The organism is Labrys sp. KB_33_2, from assembly GCF_052114505.1.
Classification (GTDB): domain Bacteria; phylum Pseudomonadota; class Alphaproteobacteria; order Rhizobiales; family Labraceae; genus Labrys.
Map to the genome: position 1 here is coordinate 36,130 of NZ_JBFREW010000002.1, position 21,938 is coordinate 58,067.

Sequence of the window (21,938 nt, forward strand, 5' to 3'; positions counted from 1 at the left end):
GGTAGATGGAGCTCAAGCTTTCCCTGAAATCGTCCAGGATTGCACAGGACGGGGATTCCCAGTGCTTGACAGGTGCGACCCTGTCACCCTAGCGTCACGTCGACGGTTCCCCTCGGGGATAATAGGGAACGCGGAGAAGTGAGAAATCATTTCGAACCGCGGCTGCCCCCGCAACTGTAGGCGGTGAGTCCTTCGTTACATGCCACTGGGATCAGGCCCGGGAAGGCGACGAGGCGTACGACGACCCGTGAGCCAGGAGACCTGCCGTCACAATGGTCACGCGCGGTAACATTGGGCGGGGGTCCTCAATGGTGGTCGATCCAGATGTCCTTATGGGGCAGCGGGAGGGACTTCAATCGCAGTGACGGCCATTGGCTATCCTGCTTGAGGTCTTCATGGACTCGACTATTTCGCGCCTGCAACGCGCGGTTTTGACAGCTGGCATCGTTGGGACGTCCTACATTCTGGCGACGCATGCTCTGGCGCAGAGTGCGGGAACACCGCCCGAGCCGATCGAACTGGATCCGGTCTATGTCAATTCTGCCACGCTGACGCCGACACCCGCCAGTCAGATAGGCAGTTCGATCACGGTAATCACGGCAGATGACATCGCCAAACAGCAGCGGCGCACCGTCAAAGACGTACTGAGCACCGCGCCCGGCCTCAATCTCGTGCAGTCAGGCGGCCCGGGCACCCAGACCTCCATCTTCATGCGCGGAACCAATTCCAACCATGTCAAGGTGCTCATCGACGGCATCGATGTTTCCAATCCTGCCGTTCCCAATGCTGCCGCCGATCTTGGCCAATTGCTGACCGGTGACATTGAGCGCATCGAAATTCTGCGTGGACCGCAAGGCGGACTCTATGGCGCCGACGCCATCGGAGGCGTCATCTCGATCACCATGAAGAAAGGCTCAGGCGCCCCCAAGCTGACGGCCAGTGTCGAAGGCGGATCACATGGCACGTTCAATCAACGCGCGGGAGTGAGCGGCTCGGCTTCGATTTTCAACTATACCTTCGGTATCGAGCATTTTCGTTCGACGGACACGCCGGTCACGCCCTGGGAACTTCTCGTATCCGGCACCGTCGCGCGCCCCAACTACTATGACAATTACACCTATTCCGGCCGGGTCGGTGCCGATCTGACGGATAATTTCTCCGTCAACGTCATTGCCCGCTACACCGACTCCAAGCTCGGTTTCACCAGCGACGGCTATGGAGCGTGCTTTTGCGCGCCCAACCCTTCGCGCACCTGGCTGTTGAACCATCAATTGTTCACGCGTGCCGAGGGTATCTGGCATTCGCTCGATAATCGCTACCGAACCATATTCGGCGTTTCCTACAGCAATCTATGGAGCCGGAACGTCTATCCGCCGGTGACCTTCACGGCGCCGAGCGCGGCAACCGGCGAACGGCTGAAGTTTGACCTGAGGCAGGAGATTGCCCTCAGCGACAATTACAAGGTGCTGCTCGGCGTCGAGCACGAGCGCTTCAGCCTGGATCTGGGAAATCTCAAGGCTTCGGATGTCGACAACGCAGCCTATGCCCAGTTGGAAGCAAACCTCTTCAAGGGCTTCACCGTGGCGTCCAACATTCGCTATGACCATTACAATAGTTTCGGCGGTCACTTCACCTATCGCCTCGCCCCGACCTACACCTTCGATCAGACCGGAACCCAACTGAAGGCCAGCGTCGGCACGGGCTTCAAGGCACCGACCTTGAGCCAGCTCTATCAGAGTTTTCCAGCCTTTGGTTTCTACGCCAATCCCGACCTCAAGCCGGAAGAGAGCACCGGCTATGATCTCGGTTTCGAACAGCCCTTGTTGGATGGCAAGGTTCGGGTTGGATCGACCTATTTTTACAACAAGATCAAGAATCTCATCATGGCCAATGCCGATTTCACCACCAATATCAACATCGGCAGGGCCGAAACGCATGGCAACGAGTCCTTCATCGCCTGGAAGGTGAACGATCAGCTCGATCTGAGGGCGGACTACACCTTCACCATCGCCAAGGACGAGGACGAGGGCCAGGAATTGCTGAGGCGACCACGGCACAAGGCCAGCCTGCAGGCGAACTGGTCGCCGATCGACCAGCTCCACCTCTCCGCCACGTTGCTCTTCGTCGGTTCCTGGGTCGACGGTAACCGTGATTTCTCGATCCGACGCATGCGAACTCCCAGCTACACGACGGTGAACCTCGCGGCCGATTATGATCTGAACGACAAGATCAATCTCTACACGCGCGTCGATAACCTGTTCGACCGTCGCTATCAGGAACCAATTGGTTTTCTTCAGCCGGGCCTCGGGGTCTATGGCGGTGTTCGGGTGCGGGCGTTTTGATGCGCCGATCTCGGGGTCTCGACCAGAGCAGCGTCCACCTTCTGGTGGCCTGCCTGGTCCTCGCGATGTCTGGTATCGGACAAGCCAGCGCCGAGACTCCGGTGTCTGCGTCTCCACCACCCAAACGCGTCGTCTCCATCAACATGTGTACGGATGAACTTCTGCTGCTGCATCGTGTGGGCATGAATGTCGCTGAGTCCGATGTCCTGCAGGGTCTCGAGGGCGTGCGCGGACAGATCCGCCAGGTCGCCAGGCTCGTCGGAGAGCCGGACAGGGGAGAAGCTATCATCCGTGAGATGGACAGGCGCCTGGAGGCCTTATTTCGTCATGACAGAAGAGGAGCGCTTCCGCCACGACTGCAGATATGCTCGCCATCGCCTGGCCGTTGGCGGGTCGGCTTGTGCAAGAGACAGGCGGGCCATGCCTCTTACGGGCTGAAGACCAGAACCAGGAAGACGAAGAACACGCCAAGATGCACTGCGCCCTCAAGCATCGTCGTTCTGGTGCCTGTGAAGGTGAGCGTCGAAAGCACCAGCGTCATCGCCAGCAATATCATGTTGGTCGCTGAAAGCCCGAGCACCACATTCTGTCCGGTCAGGAGACCGATCACGAGGATGGCCGGCACGGTGAGGCCCAGCGTCGAGGCCGCCGCACCGAGACATAGATTGATGGCCCGCTGTAGCTGATTGGCCGTAATGGCCCGCAAAGCCGTGATGCATTCGGGTGTAAACACGATCATGGCGATCAGAATGCCGCCGAGCGCTGTCGGAGCGCCCAGGCGGGCGATGCCGAAGTCGAGCACTTTTGCCAGGCTTTTCGCCAGCAGAACGATCGGCAGGATGTTCAGCAAAAGCAGGAGAAGATGGGGCACGATCGGGCCGTCGTCGGCTGCCTCCTGGATCCCCGTGTCCTCCTCTTGTACTGGAGCGGTTTCCGCAGACGGCTCGCGGTAGAACTCGGCGTGGCGGCCGGTCTGAAGCACCAGGAAGGCGCCATAGAGCATGAGCGTGAAGATCGAGAAACTGATCGCCTGGAAGCGCGTCAGGGAGCCGTCGCTGACGGAGGTGGTGAAATTCGGCAAGATCAGGGGGATGACGGCCAGCGGAATGATGATCGCAAGATAGGATGCCGCGCCCTTCAGATTGTAGCGCTGGGCGAAATGCTTCATGCCCCCGAGTAGAAGACCAAGCCCGACCACCCCGTTGAGAACGATCATCAGCACCGCGAACATCGTGTCGCGCCCGAGGGTCGGGGCTCCTTTGGCGCCCAGCATCACGGCGGAGATCAGCGCGACCTCGATGATGACGATCGCGAGCGTTAGGATCAATGTGCCGTAGGGCTCGCCGAGACGATGTGCCAGCACCTCCGCCTCGTGCACGACGCCGAAGGCGGTCCACATGATCACAGCCAGGAGCCACAGGAAGACCGCCACTGCGACAAGTGGCGTGTCGAGGTGACCCAAAAGCGGGTCCGCCAGGAAATGGAAAGCGGCGACGCTGGCCCATGCGGTGACGAGGCGGAGAATCAGGATCGGCATGAAGGGGAGACCTCGGATGTCCAACGGGATGTCGGAGAATGGCCCGTCAATCGCTCCACGGCAAATCGAGCCTGAAGCGTTTTGCGATCAGACGAGGATACTGGAATTGCGACGAGGCATCGAAAACGGGGCTGGAGGGGAAGCGCTGCTCATGGTTCTTCTGAGATGCATCCCGGCAAGCATTTCGTTCTTCTGCTCTCAGGATTGGGAGGCATTGTCCCCCCGATGGAACAGGTAGCGGCAGATGTCGAGGATAGGCTTCCTATCTTCAAGTTTCGTAGTGTGCAGGCGCAAGGTCACGTCTACGGCTGGTGTCCCGCCTATAGATGACGTTGATGTGCGAATTCCTGCCTGCGCCGTTAAGCCCGATGATGGCAAATATCTCAGCGGGGCGGACAAGCAGGCTTACCTGCGCGAGCGTCGTGACGCCGCCGAAGGAGAGGCTGCCAGCCGCGGGCTGATGAACTATTCGGCCGCGACAGCCAGCGACCGCTCGGCTTCCAGCTCACGCACCAGTGGGATGATGTGCCTGCCGAAATATTCCACCTCTTCCTGGAAGTGCAGGAAGCCCAGGAGAATAAGGTCAGCGCCCGCATCCTTGAGGGCGATGACGCGCTCGGCGATCTGTTGCGGCGTGCCGATCAGATTGGAACGGAAGCCGTCATTATACTGCACGAGGTCCTCGAAGGAGGACTTGGCCCAATTGCCTTCGCCTTCGGGCGAGGCCTTGCCGGCGTTTTTCACCTCATGGGCGAAGCCGTGCACGGCATCAGGATTGGCCTTGGCGATGATTTCGGCCAGGACGGATTTGGCTTCCTCCTCCGTCTGTCTGGCAATGGCGAAGGCGTTGACGCCGACCTTGACGGAATGGCCATTCGCGGCCGCCTTGGCGCGAATGTCGTCAACCTGCTTCTTGATTTCGGCGGGCGTGTTGCCGTTGGTAAAATACCAGTCGGAGACCCTGGCCGCCATATCACGAGCCGCCCGCGAGGAGCCGCCCTGGAAGATTTCCGGCTGGGGGTCGATCGGCTTGGGCTTGAGATTGTAGTCGGTGAAACGGTAGAAATCGCCCCGGAAAGTGAAGTTCTCCTGGGTCCAGATTCCGCGCAAGGCGCGGATGAATTCTTCCGAACGGCGATAGCGTTCGTCATGGTCAAGCCAGGGTTCGCCTATGGCCGTGAACTCGCCCCGGAACCAGCCGCTCACCACGTTCACCGCGACGCGGCCGCCATAGATATTGTTGATCGTCGCAATCTGCTTAGCGGCGACGGCCGGATTCCACGGCCCCGGCAGGAGAGCTACGATCACCTTCAGGCGCTCGGTCGAGGCGATCAGGGCCTGGCTGAAGGTCACGGGCTCGTGCTGGTTGTCGGCGCCGTAGCCCGCCGTGAAGCGAATCTGGCTGAGCGCGTAGTCGAAGCCGTTGTTTTCGGCGATCTGGGCAAGCTTGCGATTGTAGTCGATGTCCCAGCTCGTGCGCTGCTCGATATTGCTGATCACGAGTCCGCCAGACACATTGGGAACCCAATAGGCAAATTTCAGTGGTTCACGCTCGCGTGGCAAAGGGTTGGACGACATTGGCTTATCCTGGATCTGGGAGGGGCGGAGAGGTTCAGGCATTGACCGAAAGACGGATCGGGGCAGGGCGCGAGGTGAGCGCGGGTAGGGTGAGTTGTTGCCGGGCTTCGACCACAGCCCGATCGATCCGCTCCTGCACGGCCTGGCTGGTGAGCTCGTAGTCATCGAAGTCGGCATCGAGTGCGTAGACGGCGGTCGAGATCGTGCGGGCACCGAAAAAGCCTAATAGCGGTCGAAGTTGGTGCTCGGTCATCAGGCCGTGCAAAGGAGTACCGCCGGTGGCGGTGAGGACGACCGGCGTGCCGCGCAGGGCCCGATAATCGACGAGATCGAAAAGATGCTTGAGGGCGCCAGTATAGGAAGCGCGATAGACGGGCGAGCCGACCACCAGCAGGTCTGCATTTTCTACGCGTTGGACAACCGTGGCGGCACGATCCGAGAGGGTTGCAGCCGTCAACGAAGAGAACAGATGCGGTGCTTCGTCGACAAGTTCCAGCAGGGTAACGGCACCGAGATCCCCCAGTCTGTCCAGGATGTTCTGGACGAGGGCAGTCGTCCGGGACGGCCGCCTCACGCTTCCGGATATTCCGACAATCTTCAAGCCAGACATTGCGATCCCTTTGTTGCGCCATTAAGAATTTATAATCTATAGATTTTGTCAATTAATTATTTGGAGCACCTCGTTTGCAGGCTTGGCGCTAGCGTCCTGCCTTTGTTGCGGTATCGGTGATCAAAGGTCGGTCGGGTCTCGCTCGGCCGTAGGGCGGCACGCTCTCAGGCCGGCAGATTCACTCGCACATATGGGAAACGATCGATATGAGCTTTCAGGCAACGGCTATTCAAGGCGACAACAAGTCGGACTTCTATCATGATCTCGCCGCGCAGCTCCGTGCCCTTCTGCATGGAGAGCGCGACGCGATCGCAAATGCCGCCAACACCTCGGCCCTGATCTTTCAGATGGTGCCTCAGCTCAACTGGGCCGGCTTTTATTTCCTGCGCTCCGAAAGGGAGCTGGTGGTCGGTCCATTCCAGGGTAAGCCTGCCTGTGTGCGCATCGCCGTCGGGCGCGGCGTCTGCGGAAGTGCCGTCGAACGCGGCCTATCGGTTTTGGTCGAGGATGTGCACGCTTTTGCGGGGCACATCGCTTGCGACGAGGCTTCCCGATCCGAACTCGTCGTGCCCCTCATGCGGGGGGACCGGATCTTGGGGGTGCTGGATCTCGACAGCCCGGTCGCGGGGCGCTTCGACCTCGCCGACCAGGCGGCTATGGAGGAACTCGCCGGGATCTATGTTGCTGGAAGCGAATGGGACCAAGCCATAACGCTACCGTGAGGTTCGATCAAAGATCGCGTCCTATCTCCCGACCGGGAGTGATCACAGAGCGCCGCCAAAATACATTTGCACACCTGCGAGGTTCATGGGCTGGAGAGCCGTAAACCTTCGTATATGTTGTTCGGCCCAATATTCGCGATACGCTGACCGGCGTAACTCCGCGTCCTGTACACGTGGATGATACTCCTAACGACCATCTCACCCGGCGCTTGTTGGCGTCGGGTTTTTTGCTTTTCCATCAACTCGATATGGCTTCGACCTGCCGCCGGAGTTCATTTTCCGTCGAAGATCATTTTTCCGTCGAAGATCATGGGCCGGTATCGACCCACCGGCCTTCGGTGGCAGACCTCTGGATTGCTTCCACGAGTTGCTGAATGCGCTGGCCCGATCCGAAGCCAAAGGGTTCGGGATGCCTGCCGGCGATGGCGTTGACGAAGCCGGCGATCTCGATGGCCTTGAGGTCGTTGAAGCCCAATTGATGGCCAGGGGCAACGCAGAACAACCCGTAAGGAGTGTGGTCGGGGCCCGCCTCTATGCGGCGAAAACCCCGCCGACCCTGCTTGTCTGCGGCATCGTAGAAATTCAGTTCGTTGAAGCGCTCTTGCGTGAACACCAGCGCTCCCTTGGTGCCATAGACCTCGAAATCGTGCTGCATCTTGCGGCCCGTGGCGATCCAGCTTGCCTCCAGGCTGCCGGAAGCCCCATTGGCGAACCGAAGGAAGGCTCTGCTTAAATCGTCGATCTCAACCTGCCGTCGCCCGCCCTTGCCATCAGGCCGGCTGGCGATCACGGTGGCGCTGTCGCCCTGGACGCGTTCGATCGGCCCGAGGAGGAACTCCGCCGTCGCCAAGGCATGGCTGCCCAGATCCGCCAATGCCCCGCCGCCGGCCGGATCATGCCGGAACGTGAAGGGGCTTTCGGCATCGGCCATATAGTCCTCGGCGTGAATACCCCGATAGCTGCGGATCTCGCCGAGTTCGCCACCGCGGATCATATCGCGGGCGAGTGAAAACAGAGGGTTGCACAGATAATTGAAGCCGACCTGGGTACAGACGCCGGCCTCTTGCGCGGCTTGCGCCATTTGGGCCGCATCCACGGCGGTGGTCGCGAGAGGTTTTTCGCAATAGACGTGCTTGCTGGCCGCCAGCGCGGCAAGCGCCATTTCCTTGTGCAGAGTGTTGGGGGCCGTGATGTCGATCACGTCGATGTCGGGATCGACGACGAGGGATTTCCAGTCGCTGGATGACTTGGCAAAGCCGAGCGTCCGTGCCGCCTCGGTAGCCAGATCGTCGGTGCGATCCGCCACGGTATGCAGCACGAGTTCATAGGGAAGGTCGAAGACACGTTGCGCGGCTGTAAATCCGAACACGTGGGTTTTGCCCATGAAGCCCGTGCCGATGAGGCCGATCCTGAGCTGCCTTTTATGAGCTGGCATTGAGATGTTCTCTGTTGACGACGAGTGCGGGATCGATCGCGCCGGAAAAGAAATCCAGCACATTCTGGACCGATGAGATGGCCATCCGCTCGGCGCATTCCGCCGTCAGGCCGGCGATATGCGGTGTGAGGATCACCTGATCGAGCCCAAACAGAGGATGATCGGCGAGGGGAGGCTCATCGTCGAAGACATCGAGACCCGCGGCCGAGATCCTTCCCGTGCGAAGCGCGTCGAGCAGCGCAGCCTCGTCGACGACGCCGCCTCGCGCCGTGTTGACCAGGATTGCCGACGGTTTCATGAGCGCCAGTTCGTCCGCGCCGATTGCCGGGCGTTCTCCTCTCGGTACGTGCACGGATATGGCGTCAGCCCAAGCCAGCCCCGCCCTCAGGTCGCTCACGCAGGCAACCGCGCCTTTAGGCCAGCCCAGACTTTGGAGATAGGGGTCGAATGCCCGCACTTCCATGCCGAAGACGGCGGCAAGCTTGGCAAGTTGCCGCCCCGTGCGGCCAAACCCCATGATGAGGAGACGTTTGCCGAAAAGTTCAGTGGCCTCGAGCCGGTTGCGCCAGGCCCAGCCGGCCTCCCGCACGGAACGATCCGCCCGCAGCAACTGCTTGGCGCAAGCAAGCATCAACATCATCGCGTGTTCGGCCACCGATATCGAATTCACGTCGCCCACGATCGAAAGAGCGATGCCCTTGCTGTTCAATGACGCCAGATCGACGGCGTCGTAGCCGACGCCGTGCCGGGAAACGATCCTGAGCCTGGCGGCATGTGCGACCGTGGCGGCCGAGAGAGGCTGCGTGCGAATGATCAACCCGTCCGCAGCGGAGATGAGAGGGGCATAGCTGGCCTCCGAGACCTCTTCCACATAGTCGAATGTCACGCCGGCTTCAGACCGCAAAAGGGTGATCCCGCTCGGATGCAGTTTGCCCGCGACGAGTATATGCGGCATCGTTTCCTCCGACCAATTCTGACGACTGGCTGTCTCGATCATCACGGCCCGCCACGGGACCGGGGCTGGCCCGTGAGAGACCAGCCTTTTGCGTCTCTGTTCGACTAATTATGCAATGGTGATTGCAATTATATTGCTTTGTCAATAATCATTTCGTAAGCAGTATAAAAATCGCAATTGCGAGGGAGGAACACGATGTCCGCCACCATTCGTCTCACCATGGCCCAGGCCCTGGTGCGCTACCTGTGCAACCAGTTCACAGTCGTGGATGGCACGAAGGTGCCTCTTTTTCCCGGCGTTTTCGCTATCTTCGGGCATGGAAACGTCACCTGTCTTTCGGAGGCGCTGGAAGCCGTCAAGGACACGCTGCCGACCTGGCGAGGCCAGAACGAGCAGTCGATGGCGCTCGCCGCCGTCGGCTTTGCCAAGGCCAAGCGGCGGCGCCAGATCATGGTCGCGGCGACCTCGATCGGGCCCGGCGCCCTGAACATGGTCACGGCCGCCGGCGTTGCCCATTCCAATCGCCTGCCCGTGCTGCTGCTCTCGGGGGATACCTTCATCAACAGGCGACCTGATCCGGTCATGCAGCAGGTGGAGCATTTCGGCGATCCGACCATCAACGTCAACGACGCCTTCAAGGCGGTGACGCGCTATTGGGATCGCATCGTGCATCCCGAGCAGATCATCTCCTCGCTACCGCAGGCGGTCGGCGTGCTCCTGGATCCGGCCGATTGCGGGCCCGCTTTCATCGCGCTTCCGCAGGACGTGCAGGAGATGGCGTGGGATTACCCGGAAGCGTTCTTCGAGCCGGTCATGCACCGGATACCGAGGGCCCGGCCCGATCGCGATCGTCTCGGCGAGGCGGTCAATATGCTGCGACAGGCCAAGCGCCCCCTGATCATTTCCGGTGGTGGGGTTCGCTATTCGGGCGCGGAAAAGGCCCTGGCTGATTTCGCGCAGAAGCGCGGCATTCCATTGGCCGAGACCATTGCCGGCAAGGGGGCGGTGACGCATGACCATCCCGCCCATGTCGGGCCGCTCGGCATTGTCGGCTCGACATCCGCCAATGCGCTTGCCAGTGAGGCCGATGTCATCGTCGCCGTCGGCACGCGGCTGATGGATTTCACCACCGGCTCGTGGACCGCCTTCTCCCCGGCGGCGAAGTTCATCTCCATCAACGCGGCGCGCTGGGATGCCACCAAGCATCGCGCATTGGCGGTGGTGGGCGACGCCCTCGAAACCGTCGAGGAACTGGAAGCTGCGCTCGATGACTGGAAGGCGCCGGAGGCCTGGACGGCAAAGGGCGTGTCCGAATTCGCCACATGGAACGACATGCTCGACGGCTTCCAGAAACCCACCAATGATCCTATCCCGACCTATGCCCAGGTCGTGGGCGTGGTGAATGCCAAGGCCGGCGCAAGGGACCTGCTCATCACCGCTGCCGGCGGATTGCCCGGCGAAGTCATGAAGAACTGGCGCGTCAAGGATCCCAATACCTTCGATTGCGAATTCGGCTTTTCCTGCATGGGCTACGAGATCGCCGCGGGCTGGGGCGCCGCAATGGCCGATCCGACACGCACGCCCATCGTCATGATCGGTGACGGCACATACATGATGATGAACTCGGACGTCTATTCGACCGTCCTGAGCGGCCACAAGATCATTCTGATCGTCTGCGACAATGGCGGCTATGCTGTCATCAACCGCCTCCAGAACGCCAAGGGTACGCCCGGCTTCAACAATCTCATCAAGGATTGCCGCGTGAAGGAGCCTTTCTCGGTCGACTTCGCCAAGCACGCCGAGGCGATGGGGGCGCTGACGCGGCGCGTGGAGAGCCTGGCCGATCTCGGCCAGGCCGTGGAATGGGCGAAGACGAATGACCGCACCACCGTCATCACCCTCGTGTCGGATGCCTTCACCTGGACGCCGGGCGATGCCTGGTGGGATGTCGGGGTCCCGGCCACCAGCGAGAGGAAGGAAGTACGCGAGGCGCATGACGCCCAAATCGCTGGCCGCCAGCATCAGCGAGTCGGCGTCTGATGGGCGTTCCCAAAGCTGACTGACTGTTACGCATGCGTTGGAGAATCTTATGAAAGCGAGACTTGGCATCGCGCCGATTGCCTGGTGGAACGACGACCTGCCGGAACTGAGTGACGACGTCTCCCTCGACGAGTGCCTGCGCCAGGCCCGCGAGGCGGGCTTCACCGGGATGGAGACCGGCCGCCGCTTCCCGATGGATCCCGCCGACCTCAAGCCTGTGCTGAACAAGCACGGCGTGAGCGTATGCGGCGGCTGGTTCTCAGGCCTGCTGCTCGACGGTGACCTCGAGCGGGAGAAGGAGCGCGTCGCTGCCCAGATGGCGCTCTTCAAGGCCGTCGGTGCTCCCTGCATCGTCTATGGCGAGACCGCCGGTACCATCCAGGGCGATCGCTCGGCGCCGCTCGCGACCAAGCGGCGGCTGAGCGAGGACGAGATCAAGGCCTATGGCCGCAAGATGACGGCCTTCGCCGAATGGTGCGCGGGGCAGGGGATGCCGATCAGCTACCATCATCACATGGCGGCGGCGATCGAGACCGAGGCGGAGCTTGACCTCCTGATGAAGCACTCGGGCGAAGCCCTGCCGTTGCTCTATGACGCGGGACACATGGCGTTCGCGGGCGGCGATGTCCTGCGGGTAATCGACAAGCATCACGCCCGCATCTCGCATGTCCATACCAAGGACATCCGGGCGGAGGTGATTGATGGCCTCGATCGGGGCAAGGAGAGTTTCCTCGACGCGGTGGTGAAGGGAGCCTTCACGGTTCCCGGTGACGGCTCGCTCGACTTCGAGGCCATCGTGAAGCGCCTGGCTTCCTACGGCTATGAGGGCTGGTTCGTGGTCGAGGCGGAGCAGGACCCCGTCAAGAGCCCGCCGCTGCAGATGGCCAAGACTGGACACAAGGAACTGCTGCGCGTGATGGCAGCAGCCGGCTATACCGTGGAGAACTGACGACATGAACCGCATGGATGGAAAGATCTGCGTCGTGACCGGCTCGACGCAGGGCCTGGGTGCCGAGATCGCCCGGCAACTTGCTGCCGCCGGTGCCACCGGCCTGGTGACGCTTGGACGCAATGCCGCGAAGGGTCAGGCCGTGGCCGACAGGATCAAGTCGCAGACCGGCGTTCCCGTTCATTTCGTCAAGGCCGATGTCGCCGATGTCGGGGAATGCCGGCATGCCATCGCCGAAGCGGACCGCCTCTATGGCCGCGTGGATGTCCTGGTGAACGCCGCTGCCTGCACGGATCGCGGCACGATCATCGATACTTCACCGGAACTGTTTGATCTCATCTTCGCCACCAATGTGCGCGGGCCCTATTTCCTGATGCAGGAAGCCATCAAGCTGATGGTCCGTGATGGCGTCGCGGGATCGATCTGCAATATCGGTTCGATCTCCGAACATACCGGCCAGCCCTTCATCAATGCCTATTGCGCCTCCAAGGGCGCGCTGGCGACGCTGACCCGCAACACGGCGTTTTCGGTGATGAAGAATCGCATCCGGGTGAACCAGCTCAATGTCGGCTGGATGTCGTCCGACCATGAACGGGAGCTGCAGGCCGCGGCCACGGGTGATCCGGACTGGGAGGCCAAGGCTACCGCCACACTGCCGTTCGGACGGCTGGTCGACCCGGAGGAGGTCGCAAGAACTGTCAACTTCATCGTATCCGATGACGCCGGCCTGATGACGGGTGCCGTGGTCAATTACGACCAGACGGTGTGGGGCGGCTCGGCCGGCCCAATGCCGGTACCGGCCGAGGCGCTTGCGCTCGCCTGATGCCTTTCAGGAAAAATCCATTGTCCCGACTGGAAGCAGCCCGTCTCGGGCTGCTTCTTTTCAAGACCCGGGCGCATGCGTCCTGAACGCATGTATCCTGTGGAGGCGACAAGAGCTCTTCAGGGCTGCGTGACGATCGGGATGCGCGGCACGGGAGCCTTCTGCAGCCGAGCGGCCAGAGCTGCCGTAAGGGATTGAGCCAGGCACATCGGTGCGGCCAGGGATCTTGAGAACGTATACTGATGCTCGGGCACTGAGAAGAGAACCGTTGCACTCTTGGCAAGTGGCGAAAGGGTCGAATCCGTTATCGCCAGGATCGGCAGGCCCTTGGCTGCAGCCTGCTCGACGATGTTGACGACCTCGGTTGCGTAAAAGCGGAATGAAACGGCAAAAAGCAGGTCCGTGGGCCGCATGGTGCCGGCGATATGCGTGGAAAGACCGCCGCTTGCGTCCAGGAGAACCGTGCGTTTTCCCAGCATCGTCAGAATGTAGCGGGTGAGATCGACGATCGGCGCTGAGCGGAGCTGGCCCACCAGATAGATGGTGTCTGCCTTTTCCATCAGGTCCACGGCCTTTTCGATGGTCTCCCCGGAGGTCAAGTTCAACAATTCCTGGAGTGCGTCGATATCCCGTAGCACCAGGTCGTGCAGGAATCCCCAGCCGCCGACATTCTCGCGGTCGCTCAGCTCGGTCTCCAGGGCCTTGATTCTAGCCTGGAAACCGGGAGCTGCGGTCGATAGGCGCCGCTGAAAGACCGCCTGTACTTCCTTGAAACCCTTATATCCCAGCATCTGGGCGAAGCGTACGAAGCTAGATGCGTGGATACCACAGGTTTCTGCAATGGCGTTGAGCGACATGACCGCCACATCATTGGGATTTTGGGTCAGATACACCGCTATATTCTGATAGGCCTTGCTCATCCCGTCATATTTGTCGTGGATGATCCGAATTAGGTCCTCGTAGTCTTGCGGGACACTGTCGGCGCCCATGAATATTCCCTCTTTCCAATACGTCCGCGGCTCTCAAGCGTGCCATGTACAAATGGCGCTTCTAGCATAGGCATGCCGCGCAACGTTAGTCGCGCGACATGCAGGCATGGGCCCGAAACGAGACCCGGGAGGTCAAGCGGGATCGCTCGGCTGCGCAGAGCGTTCTCGTTTCGTCAATTGCCACCGCCGATACAGGTGGCGACATTGTCCGGCGTGCAGATGTCGAGACCGGTATAGCTCGGGTCTTTGGGCGCTGCCTTGCCGTCCTTGATGTCCTTCAGGTAGTACATGGCCTTGTAGCCCATCTCGAAAGGGCGCTGACCCACATTGCCGGAGGCCAGACCTTCCTTGAGCAGGTCGATCTGCACAGGCAGCGTATCGGCAACCACGAGGGCGAGAGCGCCGGAGGCGATCTTGGCCTTGTATTTGGTCGCGACTTGCCGGTAGGCATCCGGCAGGAATTGCGGGAAGCCGCCTGTCGGGATGAAGGCGTCGAGATCGGGATACTTGCCGAGAGTATCTTCAAGCTGCTGCACCGATTTGGGGAAATCGTCATCGGTATAGAGCGGGCAGCCGTCGACTTCGGTCCAGCCATTTTGACCAGCCAGCCGATCGCCGGGGGCCTGGGCGCTTTCCTTGCCCGCAAGCGTATCGCGAATGCCCTGCATGCGCTCATTGTGATTGGCGGCAGCTGCGCCGCCGGACTGGATGCAGATCTTGCCGCCTTTCGGCTTGATCTTCATGGCGATCTTGGCGAGGTTCACGCCAATCTCGTAATTATGCGTTCCGACATAGGCGGCGCGTTCGCCCTTGGCGTCGGGCAGGAGATCGGAATCCCAGGTCAGGACCGGAATTTTTGCGCCAGCGGCACCCTGCAGCGCCGCCGCGATGGCCGGGGCGTTGGCTACGGAAACCGCAATGCCGTCGACGCCCTTGGTGATGAGGTCCTGCACCATCTGCGCCTGTTCGTCGCCGCCGCCATGCTCGCCAGGGCCGACATAGAGGCATTCGATGGCCCCGTTGAGTTCCTTTTCCGCCTTCTTGCAGCCGGCCATGGCTTGGTCGAAGAAGGGATTGTTGGTGTTCTTGGGAACCAGCGCGAAGGTAAGCTTGTCGGCGGCGTAGGAGCCACCGGCCGTGGCGGCAAGACCGACGGCAATCGCCGCCGTGGTCAGCAGATATCTCAACATCGTTTCCTCCAGATGGGTTGTTCGCCGTTTCGGGCGTTTCACACGACGCCGGCTTTGGCCGGTCATTCGCGTCGTTTGCCGCGGATCCGCTCGAGCAGCACCGCGAGAACCAGGAAGCTACCGACGAAGACGCCCTGCCAATTGGAGTCGACGCCGGCCATGAGAAGGGAATTGCGGATGACTTCGAGAAGGGCAGAACCGATGAATGCACCGAGCGCTCCACCTTCACCGCCCATCAGGTTCGCGCCGCCGATCACGGTCGAGGCGATGGCGCGCAGCTCGTAGCCCGTACCCAGGGAGTTGATCGCCGAGCCTGCCCAACCCACGCTCAGGATCGACGCGATGGCGCCGCTGAGCCCGGAAATGGTATAAGCCTGCAATTTGATGCGCTTGACCGGTACCCCGGTGAGGTTGGCCGCATGCTCATTGCCACCGACGGCGAGCAGATGCCGGCCCCATGTCGTCATGCGCATCACCACGAACATGGTCAGGGTCAGGACAACGAGCACCCAGACCGGGTTGGCGATACCCAAGATCGCACCAGCGCCGATCGACTTGAAAGCCGGGCCGCCGGGACCGAAATTGTAGAGCATCTTGTTGCCGGAAAGCACCACGGCCACGGAGCGTGCCGCCGACAGCATGCCCAGGGTCACCACGAAGGGTGATAGTCCCAGATAGGCGATGAGACCGCCATTAATGGCGCCGGCGACGCCACCCGCCGCGAGGCCTGCAATCACCGCCGCGTACCAGGGATAACCTGCTTCCAGCGTGAGTCCGCAGGCGACTGCGACAAGGCCCATGATCGAGCCGACCGAAAGATCGATGCCACCGGTGATAATGACCATGGTGGCGCCGAGCGCCATGATGCCGATGAAGGCGAAGTTGCGGGTTATGTTGTAGAAATTGTCTTCCGTGGCGAAGCGCGGCTCGCGGATGGACATGATGGCGCAAATGACGATCAGCGCGATTGTGACCCAGAAGGCCTGGCTCGACAGCATCATCTGCCACAGCGACTTCTCCTTGACCGTCAGGACGGACTCGATGGAGACATTGGCTGGTGCAGGCGTATTGGCCTGCTTCGGGCGGTTGGAAGAAGTGTCCGTCATCGCGACCTCACGCCGTATGGATTGCGCCAGTAATGAGACCCGTAACTTCCTCCGGCGAGGTTGCGGCGATGAGCTTGTCGGCCACCTTGTGGCCGCGTCGCATCACGATCACCCGATCGCAGACCTCGAAGACATCAGGCATTCGATGCGAGATCAGTACGACGCTGATCCCAGCGTCGCGCAGGCGGTGGATCAGCCCCAGCACCTCGGCAACCTGCCTGACGCTGATCGCCGCGGTCGGCTCGTCCATCAGCACGATCTTAGCCTGGGACAGCCTGGTGCGTGCGATGGCGACGGCCTGGCGCTGCCCGCCCGACATTTGGCGGACGAGGTCGCGCGGCCGGGTTTCGGACTTCAGCTCACCGAAGAGTTCACCGGCTTTCTTGATCATCGCCCCGTGATCAAGCCAGCGGAAAGGACCCGCTCGTTTCTTGATCTCCCGGCCGAGGAAGACGTTGGCCGCCGCCGAGAGGTTGTTGCACAGCGCCAGGTCCTGGTAGACGACTTCGATGCCCTTGGCCCGAGCTTCGACGGGCTTATGAAAATGCACGATCTCATCATCCAGGACGATTTCGCCAGAGGTGGGCGGGAAGTTGCCGGCGATCAATTTCACCAAGGTGGACTTGCCGGCACCGTTGTCACCCATCAAGCCTACGATCTCAGCTCTGCCAATCGTCAATTCGACGTCCGTCAGTGCTTTGATGGCGCCGAAGCTCTTCGAGACTGACTTCAGCTGCAGCAGTGTCATTCCTCGCTCCCTGGTTTATTTTCTTGTTTGTCTAATCATGACACATCAACCGCAGGTTGCCACCGGGGAGGCGCCGATATCGACCGCTGCCTGGATCGATAGTCTCACCGCGAATGGTCCTGCCGAAGCCGAGGATGGCCCCGGGATGGCCAGTTGATTTGCTTTGCAATTTCTATTTCATGATTTTAAAAATTGCAACACTTATTGCGATTGTGGTGCCGGCGCGACGATTTGAAACAATAATTGACTATTTTTATTTTTAGCAATAATCGTTGATTCATGCGGAAAACCGCGGTCACCCCGTCAAATGACCCGCTCCTGGGAGGAGAAGGCATGAAAGCCGAGCAATTTCGGATCGATACCTATCCCCCGCCGGATCGCCGCTTGAGACTGGGATTTGTCGGAGGCGGGCGGGGTGGCCAGGTGGGCGCCTGGCATGCTGCGGGCGCTCGTCTTTCCAATCGATGGGATATCGTTGCGGGCGCCTTGTCCACCGATCCTGCAAAGGCGAGGTTATCGGGCCGCGATTGGTTCCTGGCCGAGGATCGCATCTATGACGACTATCACGCCATGGCCGAGCGCGAGGCGGCTCGTGCCGATCCCGTAGATGCAGTTGCGATCTGCACGCCCAATCACACCCATTATGAGATCGCGCGCACATTCCTGCAGGCGGGCATCAATGTCATCTGCGACAAACCCCTGACGACCTCTCTCGAAGACGCCCAGGCCCTTGTCGCTCTCCAGAAAGACACCGGGCTCGTCTTAGGCGTGACCTATGCCTTTGCCTTCCATGCCATGGTGAGGCAGGCGCGGCACATGATCCTGGAGGGCAGGATAGGGCGGATCCGCCAGGTCCATGTCGAGTATTTCCAGGAATGGTCCTGCCTGGAAAAGAAACCAGACAGCGGCGAGGTCTCGTGGAGGCAGGATCCCGCCAGGGTTGGAAAGGCGTCTGCGATCAGCGACATCGGCACGCATGCCTTTCATCTGGCTGGCTATGTCACGGGCGAAGAGATCGTCGCCTTGAAGGCCGATCTGTATGTTTGCGGCCCGGAGCGCGGGCTGGAGGACACGGCCTTCATCAATGTGCGCTTGGCTGGCGGGGCGCCCGGCACGCTTCTGGTCACGCAGGTCGCCCCCGGCAATTACTGCGCTCTGCGTATCCGGGTCTATGGCGATCGGGGCGGCATCGAATGGGACCAGGAAAAACCGGAATATCTGCGGGTCAGCTATCTCGGACAGCCAGACGAGATGATCGTGCGGGGCAAGGAGGGGGCGATGCTCCCTTCCATCGAGAAGATGTCCACGCTGCCGAGCGGACATGGCGAGGCGCTCAGCAATGCCTGGGCCAATCTCTACACCGAATTTGCGGTGGCAATCGAGGCGAGAGCCGCCGAGCGTTCGTTGCCTGAGGGAATGCTGGAATTTCCCACTGCGCAGGATGGTGCTCGCGGGGTGCGCTTCATCCATGCCGCGGTGGAGTCTCATGAAAATGGCGGTGCTTGGACGCCGTGCGGGCCGGCGTAGAAGTCGGCCGGGGTCACTATCGGGAGGGAAGGCATGACTGTCAGGTTGGGGATTGTCGGCGTCGGCGTGATGGGCGCCGATCATGCGCGCACGATCGCTTCGCAAGTGGCAGGAGCGGCCATCCATAGCATCTACGATGCCAATCAAGAGCGGGCGCGGCAGATTGCTGACGAAGTCGGCGCCGCCGATGTGGCCGGCGATCCCAGGCGTCTCATTGACGATCCGCAAGTGGATGCCGTCCTGATCGCCTCTCCTGATGCCACCCATAAGGAGCTGGCGCTCGCCTGTGTGGCGGCCCGCAAGCCGGTACTGTGCGAGAAACCGCTTGCCCCGACTTCGCCGGAATGCCTCGAACTGATCGAGGCCGAACTCGCGGCGGGCCGGCGTTTCATACAAGTCGGCTATATGCGACGCTACGATCCATCCTATGTGGCGATGAAGAACCACCTCGCGGCAGGCCAACTCGGCAAGCCGCTGATGTTTCACTGCGTTCATCGCAATGTCGCCGCACCGCCCTGGTTCGACGGCGGCATGGCGATAGCCAATTCGGCCGTGCACGAATTCGATATTGCCCGTTGGCTGCTCGCCGGCGAATTGACGGCGATCTCCATATTCAGGCCCGCCAACATCTCAGGCCAATCGCCGGGAGCGCCCGTTTTCCTGGTGCTGGACAGTGCCGGTGGCAGCCTGGTGACGATCGAGGTCTTCAACGACGCGGCCTATGGCTACGATGTCAGGGGCGAACTCGTATGCGAAAAGGGCACTGTCGAGCTGCAACGGCCGGTTCATGGTGTCGTCAACCACGCTTTGTTGCAGGGGACCGCCTACCCCCTCGATTGGCGTCCGCGCTTCCAGGATGCCTATCGCCTACAGGCGCAGGGATGGATCGAAGGCATCAGGACGGGCAAGCCCAACGGTGCGAGTGCCTGGGACGGCTATGCCGCCACCCGCGTGGCCGAGGCAGGGATGCGATCGCTGAAGTCGGGCCTGCGGGAGGAAATCTCCGCCGTACCTGTTCCAAAGCTCTATGGCTGATCCGGTTCGCGTCCGACGAGGCAAGATCTCTTGCGCAAATGCCGCACCGCTGGATCTGTAATCCGGCGATGCGGCCCTCCGGCGAGAGGTCAATAGGCCGATTTCACCGTCGACGGTGCGGCCGAAGCCTTTCCGTTGAGCTCCCTAAAACGCGCGACGCTGGCCTGGGCGGCTGCCGCGAGCAATCGTGAATCGCCCGATACCGTCGTCATGTCGAAACCCCATGCGATGGCGCGCGTCGCATAGTCGGGCGTGCCGCAGTGCAGGGCGGCGATCTTGCCCGATTTCCTGCACGCCGCGACGATCGTCTGCAGCGCCTCGATCATCTCCGGCTCCTCGCGGTCGAATGCCGGAGCCAGGCGTCCCTGATGCAGGCTGAAGGTCAGGTCGGCCGGCCCGACATAGATGCCGTCCAGCCCGGGTGTGGCAGCGATCGCCTCCAGGTTTGACATGGCTTCGGCGGTCTCGACCATTGCGAAGGCGAGGATCTCGTCATTGGCTTCGGCGGCATAGTTTGCCCCTGCCGAAAAATTGGCGCGCGTCGGCCCGAAGCTGCGCTGGCCAAGGGGGGGATAGCGCATATAGCTGACGAACTCGGCGGCCTGCCTGGCCGTGTTCACCATCGGGCAGATGATGCCATAGGCGCCGGCATCCAGCGCCTTCATGATGATGCCGGGTTCGAGCCAGGGCACCCGTGCCATTGGAACGACGCCGGAAGCGCGCACGGCCTGGAACATCGGCAGCAGCATGGAATAGTCGAGGGCACCATGCTGCACGTCGACCGTGACACTGTCATAACCCTGTGCGGCCATGATCTCCGCGGTGAACGGGTTGCCGATCGAGAGCCATCCGTTGATCGTGGGACGTCCCTCGGCCCAGGCCTGCTTCAGCTTGTTCTTGATCACGAGTGCCTCCTCAAAACACGATCTGCGCCAGCTTGGTGTCGAGATAGTCGGAAATGCCCTCGAAGCCTCCCTCTCGGCCCATTCCCGAATATTTGGTGCCGCCGAAAGGAGCCTCGGCAGCCGCGAGCGCGAAGCTGTTGATGCCGACCATGCCGGACTTCAGCTCCGCGACGGTGCGCCGGGCTCGCTTGGGGCTGCTCGTGAAGGCATAGGCGGATAGCCCCATATCGCTGGCATTGGCCCGGGCGATGACGTCATCATCCGTCGAGAAGGACGTTATGGCGGCGATCGGTCCGAAATTCTCCTCGGCGAACACGCGCATGCCGTCCTCGACATGGGTGAGCACCGTCGGCTCGAAGAAAAAGCCTGTATTGAAGGCAGAGGGGGCTCGTCCACCGGTGGCCAGCCTAGCCCCGGCTTTTTCGGCCTCGGCGACGATGGATTCGATCTCGTCACGGCGCTTGGCGTTGATGAGAGGTCCCATCTGGGTCGCGCTGTCGAGGCCATCTCCGAGCCTGAGGGCCCGGGCCCGGGCAACGAACCCTTCCACGAAGGCGTCATGCCGGCTTTCGTGAACGAAGAAGCGATCGGGCGTCACGCAGACTTGCCCGGCATTGGCGTATTTGGTCGGTACCGAAACGTTGAGCGCCAATTCGAGGTCGGCATCGTCATAGATGATGAGAGGCGCGTTGCCGCCGAGTTCCATCGAGACCTTCTTCACCGTCTCGGCGGCATCCTTGATCATCTGCTGTCCGACGCGCGTCGAGCCGGTCAGCGAGACCTTGCGCACCCCCGCGGAGGCCATGATGGGATCATAGGTCGCGCTGGTCGGGCCGACGACAAGGCTGACGACGCCGGCCGGAATGCCGGCGGCCTTGGTGCAATCGACCATGACCATGGCCGTTCCCGGCGTCTGGCTCGAAGGGCGAACGATGATCGAACAGCCGGCAGCGAGGGCTGGCGCAACCTTGCGGGCCACCAGTGCCGCGGGAAAGTTCCAGGCCGTGAAGGCGGCAGCGATACCGACGGGCTCATGCAGGACTTCGAAACGCCCCGCCGGCACCCGGCTTTCGATGACGCGGCCATAGATGCGGCGTGCTTCCTCGGCGTACCAACGGAACTGGTCGGTAGCCAGGATCCATTCACGTTCGGCCTGTACCAGAGGCTTGCCGGTTTCAATCGAAATCATGCGGGTGGCTTCGTCCTTGCGGCGAAGCATCTCATCCGCAATGCGATGCAGGGCATCCGCGCGTTCGAATGCCGGTTTGGATTTCCACAGTGTGAACCCCCTTGCCGCACCTTCAAGGGCGTCTTGCGTATCGGAGCGTGCGGCGACGGGTACCTCGCCCAATACGCGTTCATGTACCGGGCTGATGACCGGTGCGCGGGCCTTGTCCGCTGCCTCGCACCATTGGCCGTCGATGAAAAGGCCGAAATCCTGGTACAT

18 protein-coding genes and 1 riboswitch are annotated in these 21,938 nt (G+C 61.3%); of the genes, 7 read left to right on the forward strand and 11 right to left on the reverse strand.

The window, feature by feature from the left end; genetic code table 11:
* Positions 1–86: 86 nt before the first annotated feature.
* A riboswitch (cobalamin riboswitch) is annotated at positions 87–283 on the forward strand.
* Positions 284–395: 112 nt separating this feature from the next.
* The gene (locus AB4037_RS03530; RefSeq protein ID WP_441770547.1) at positions 396–2,342 is read left to right on the forward strand and encodes a TonB-dependent receptor plug domain-containing protein; all 1,947 of its coding nucleotides are present in this window, start codon (positions 396–398) and stop codon (positions 2,340–2,342) included.
* A gap of 427 nt (positions 2,343–2,769) precedes the next feature.
* On the opposite strand, the gene AB4037_RS03535 is transcribed toward AB4037_RS03530, so the two are convergent.
* The 3 genes from AB4037_RS03535 to msuE all read right to left on the reverse strand — a co-directional run bounded on the left by AB4037_RS03535 (position 2,770) and on the right by msuE (position 6,058).
* Positions 2,770–3,879 carry a calcium:proton antiporter gene (locus tag AB4037_RS03535; protein WP_441770548.1) on the reverse strand — a complete coding sequence of 370 codons (1,110 nt, stop codon included), beginning with the start codon at positions 3,877–3,879 and terminating at the stop codon, positions 2,770–2,772.
* A gap of 465 nt (positions 3,880–4,344) precedes the next feature.
* Positions 4,345–5,457, reverse strand: coding sequence for a dimethylsulfone monooxygenase SfnG (gene sfnG / locus AB4037_RS03540; RefSeq protein WP_434960514.1), 1,113 nt, complete (start codon positions 5,455–5,457; stop codon positions 4,345–4,347).
* Between the two features lie 34 nt (positions 5,458–5,491).
* The gene (gene msuE, locus AB4037_RS03545) at positions 5,492–6,058 is read right to left on the reverse strand and encodes an FMN reductase (RefSeq protein ID WP_441770824.1); all 567 of its coding nucleotides are present in this window, start codon (positions 6,056–6,058) and stop codon (positions 5,492–5,494) included.
* 215 nt (positions 6,059–6,273) lie between these two features.
* Here msuE and AB4037_RS03550 point away from each other — a divergent pair, with 215 nt between their 5' ends.
* The gene (locus tag AB4037_RS03550) at positions 6,274–6,789 is read left to right on the forward strand and encodes a GAF domain-containing protein (RefSeq protein ID WP_441770549.1); all 516 of its coding nucleotides are present in this window, start codon (positions 6,274–6,276) and stop codon (positions 6,787–6,789) included.
* Positions 6,790–7,096: 307 nt separating this feature from the next.
* Here the strand turns inward: AB4037_RS03550 and AB4037_RS03555 are convergent, their stop codons facing one another.
* Both AB4037_RS03555 and AB4037_RS03560 read right to left on the reverse strand, forming a co-directional pair.
* Entirely contained in the window at positions 7,097–8,224 is a 1,128-nt protein-coding gene (locus tag AB4037_RS03555; protein WP_441770550.1) for a Gfo/Idh/MocA family protein, read from the reverse strand.
* Positions 8,211–9,221, reverse strand: a complete 1,011-nt coding sequence (locus tag AB4037_RS03560; protein WP_434960517.1) for a hydroxyacid dehydrogenase — start codon at positions 9,219–9,221, stop codon at positions 8,211–8,213. The genes AB4037_RS03555 and AB4037_RS03560 overlap by 14 nt, the downstream gene beginning before the upstream one ends.
* A gap of 153 nt (positions 9,222–9,374) precedes the next feature.
* On the opposite strand from AB4037_RS03560, the gene iolD reads away from it, so the two are divergent.
* Genes iolD through AB4037_RS03575 form a run of 3 tightly spaced genes read left to right on the forward strand, consistent with a single transcriptional unit; the run spans position 9,375 to position 12,991 of the window.
* A complete protein-coding gene (gene iolD / locus AB4037_RS03565; RefSeq protein WP_441770551.1) occupies positions 9,375–11,219 on the forward strand; it encodes a 3D-(3,5/4)-trihydroxycyclohexane-1,2-dione acylhydrolase (decyclizing) in 1,845 nt (614 codons plus the stop codon).
* A gap of 49 nt (positions 11,220–11,268) precedes the next feature.
* Positions 11,269–12,168, forward strand: coding sequence for a myo-inosose-2 dehydratase (gene iolE / locus AB4037_RS03570; RefSeq protein WP_441770552.1), 900 nt, complete (start codon positions 11,269–11,271; stop codon positions 12,166–12,168).
* A gap of 4 nt (positions 12,169–12,172) precedes the next feature.
* Positions 12,173–12,991, forward strand: a complete 819-nt coding sequence (locus tag AB4037_RS03575; protein ID WP_441770553.1) for an SDR family oxidoreductase — start codon at positions 12,173–12,175, stop codon at positions 12,989–12,991.
* A gap of 119 nt (positions 12,992–13,110) precedes the next feature.
* Here the strand turns inward: AB4037_RS03575 and AB4037_RS03580 are convergent, their stop codons facing one another.
* The 4 genes from AB4037_RS03580 to AB4037_RS03595 form a co-directional block, all read right to left on the reverse strand.
* Entirely contained in the window at positions 13,111–13,980 is an 870-nt protein-coding gene (locus AB4037_RS03580) for a MurR/RpiR family transcriptional regulator (protein ID WP_434960521.1), read from the reverse strand.
* A 173-nt stretch (positions 13,981–14,153) separates the two neighbouring features.
* Positions 14,154–15,170 carry a substrate-binding domain-containing protein gene (locus AB4037_RS03585; RefSeq protein WP_434960522.1) on the reverse strand — a complete coding sequence of 339 codons (1,017 nt, stop codon included), beginning with the start codon at positions 15,168–15,170 and terminating at the stop codon, positions 14,154–14,156.
* Between the two features lie 62 nt (positions 15,171–15,232).
* Positions 15,233–16,276, reverse strand: coding sequence for an ABC transporter permease (locus tag AB4037_RS03590; protein ID WP_441770554.1), 1,044 nt, complete (start codon positions 16,274–16,276; stop codon positions 15,233–15,235).
* Between the two features lie 7 nt (positions 16,277–16,283).
* Positions 16,284–17,024 carry an ATP-binding cassette domain-containing protein gene (locus AB4037_RS03595; RefSeq protein ID WP_149250197.1) on the reverse strand — a complete coding sequence of 247 codons (741 nt, stop codon included), beginning with the start codon at positions 17,022–17,024 and terminating at the stop codon, positions 16,284–16,286.
* A gap of 333 nt (positions 17,025–17,357) precedes the next feature.
* Here AB4037_RS03595 and AB4037_RS03600 point away from each other — a divergent pair, with 333 nt between their 5' ends.
* Positions 17,358–18,551, forward strand: a complete 1,194-nt coding sequence (locus tag AB4037_RS03600) for a Gfo/Idh/MocA family protein (RefSeq protein WP_441770555.1) — start codon at positions 17,358–17,360, stop codon at positions 18,549–18,551.
* Positions 18,552–18,584: 33 nt separating this feature from the next.
* Positions 18,585–19,586: a Gfo/Idh/MocA family protein gene (locus AB4037_RS03605; protein WP_441770556.1), complete on the forward strand. Its 1,002-nt coding sequence runs from the start codon at positions 18,585–18,587 to the stop codon at positions 19,584–19,586.
* An 89-nt stretch (positions 19,587–19,675) separates the two neighbouring features.
* Here the strand turns inward: AB4037_RS03605 and AB4037_RS03610 are convergent, their stop codons facing one another.
* Both AB4037_RS03610 and AB4037_RS03615 read right to left on the reverse strand, forming a co-directional pair.
* A complete protein-coding gene (locus tag AB4037_RS03610; protein ID WP_441770557.1) occupies positions 19,676–20,491 on the reverse strand; it encodes an HpcH/HpaI aldolase family protein in 816 nt (271 codons plus the stop codon).
* A gap of 10 nt (positions 20,492–20,501) precedes the next feature.
* The gene (locus AB4037_RS03615) at positions 20,502–21,938 is read right to left on the reverse strand and encodes an NAD-dependent succinate-semialdehyde dehydrogenase (RefSeq protein ID WP_441770558.1); all 1,437 of its coding nucleotides are present in this window, start codon (positions 21,936–21,938) and stop codon (positions 20,502–20,504) included.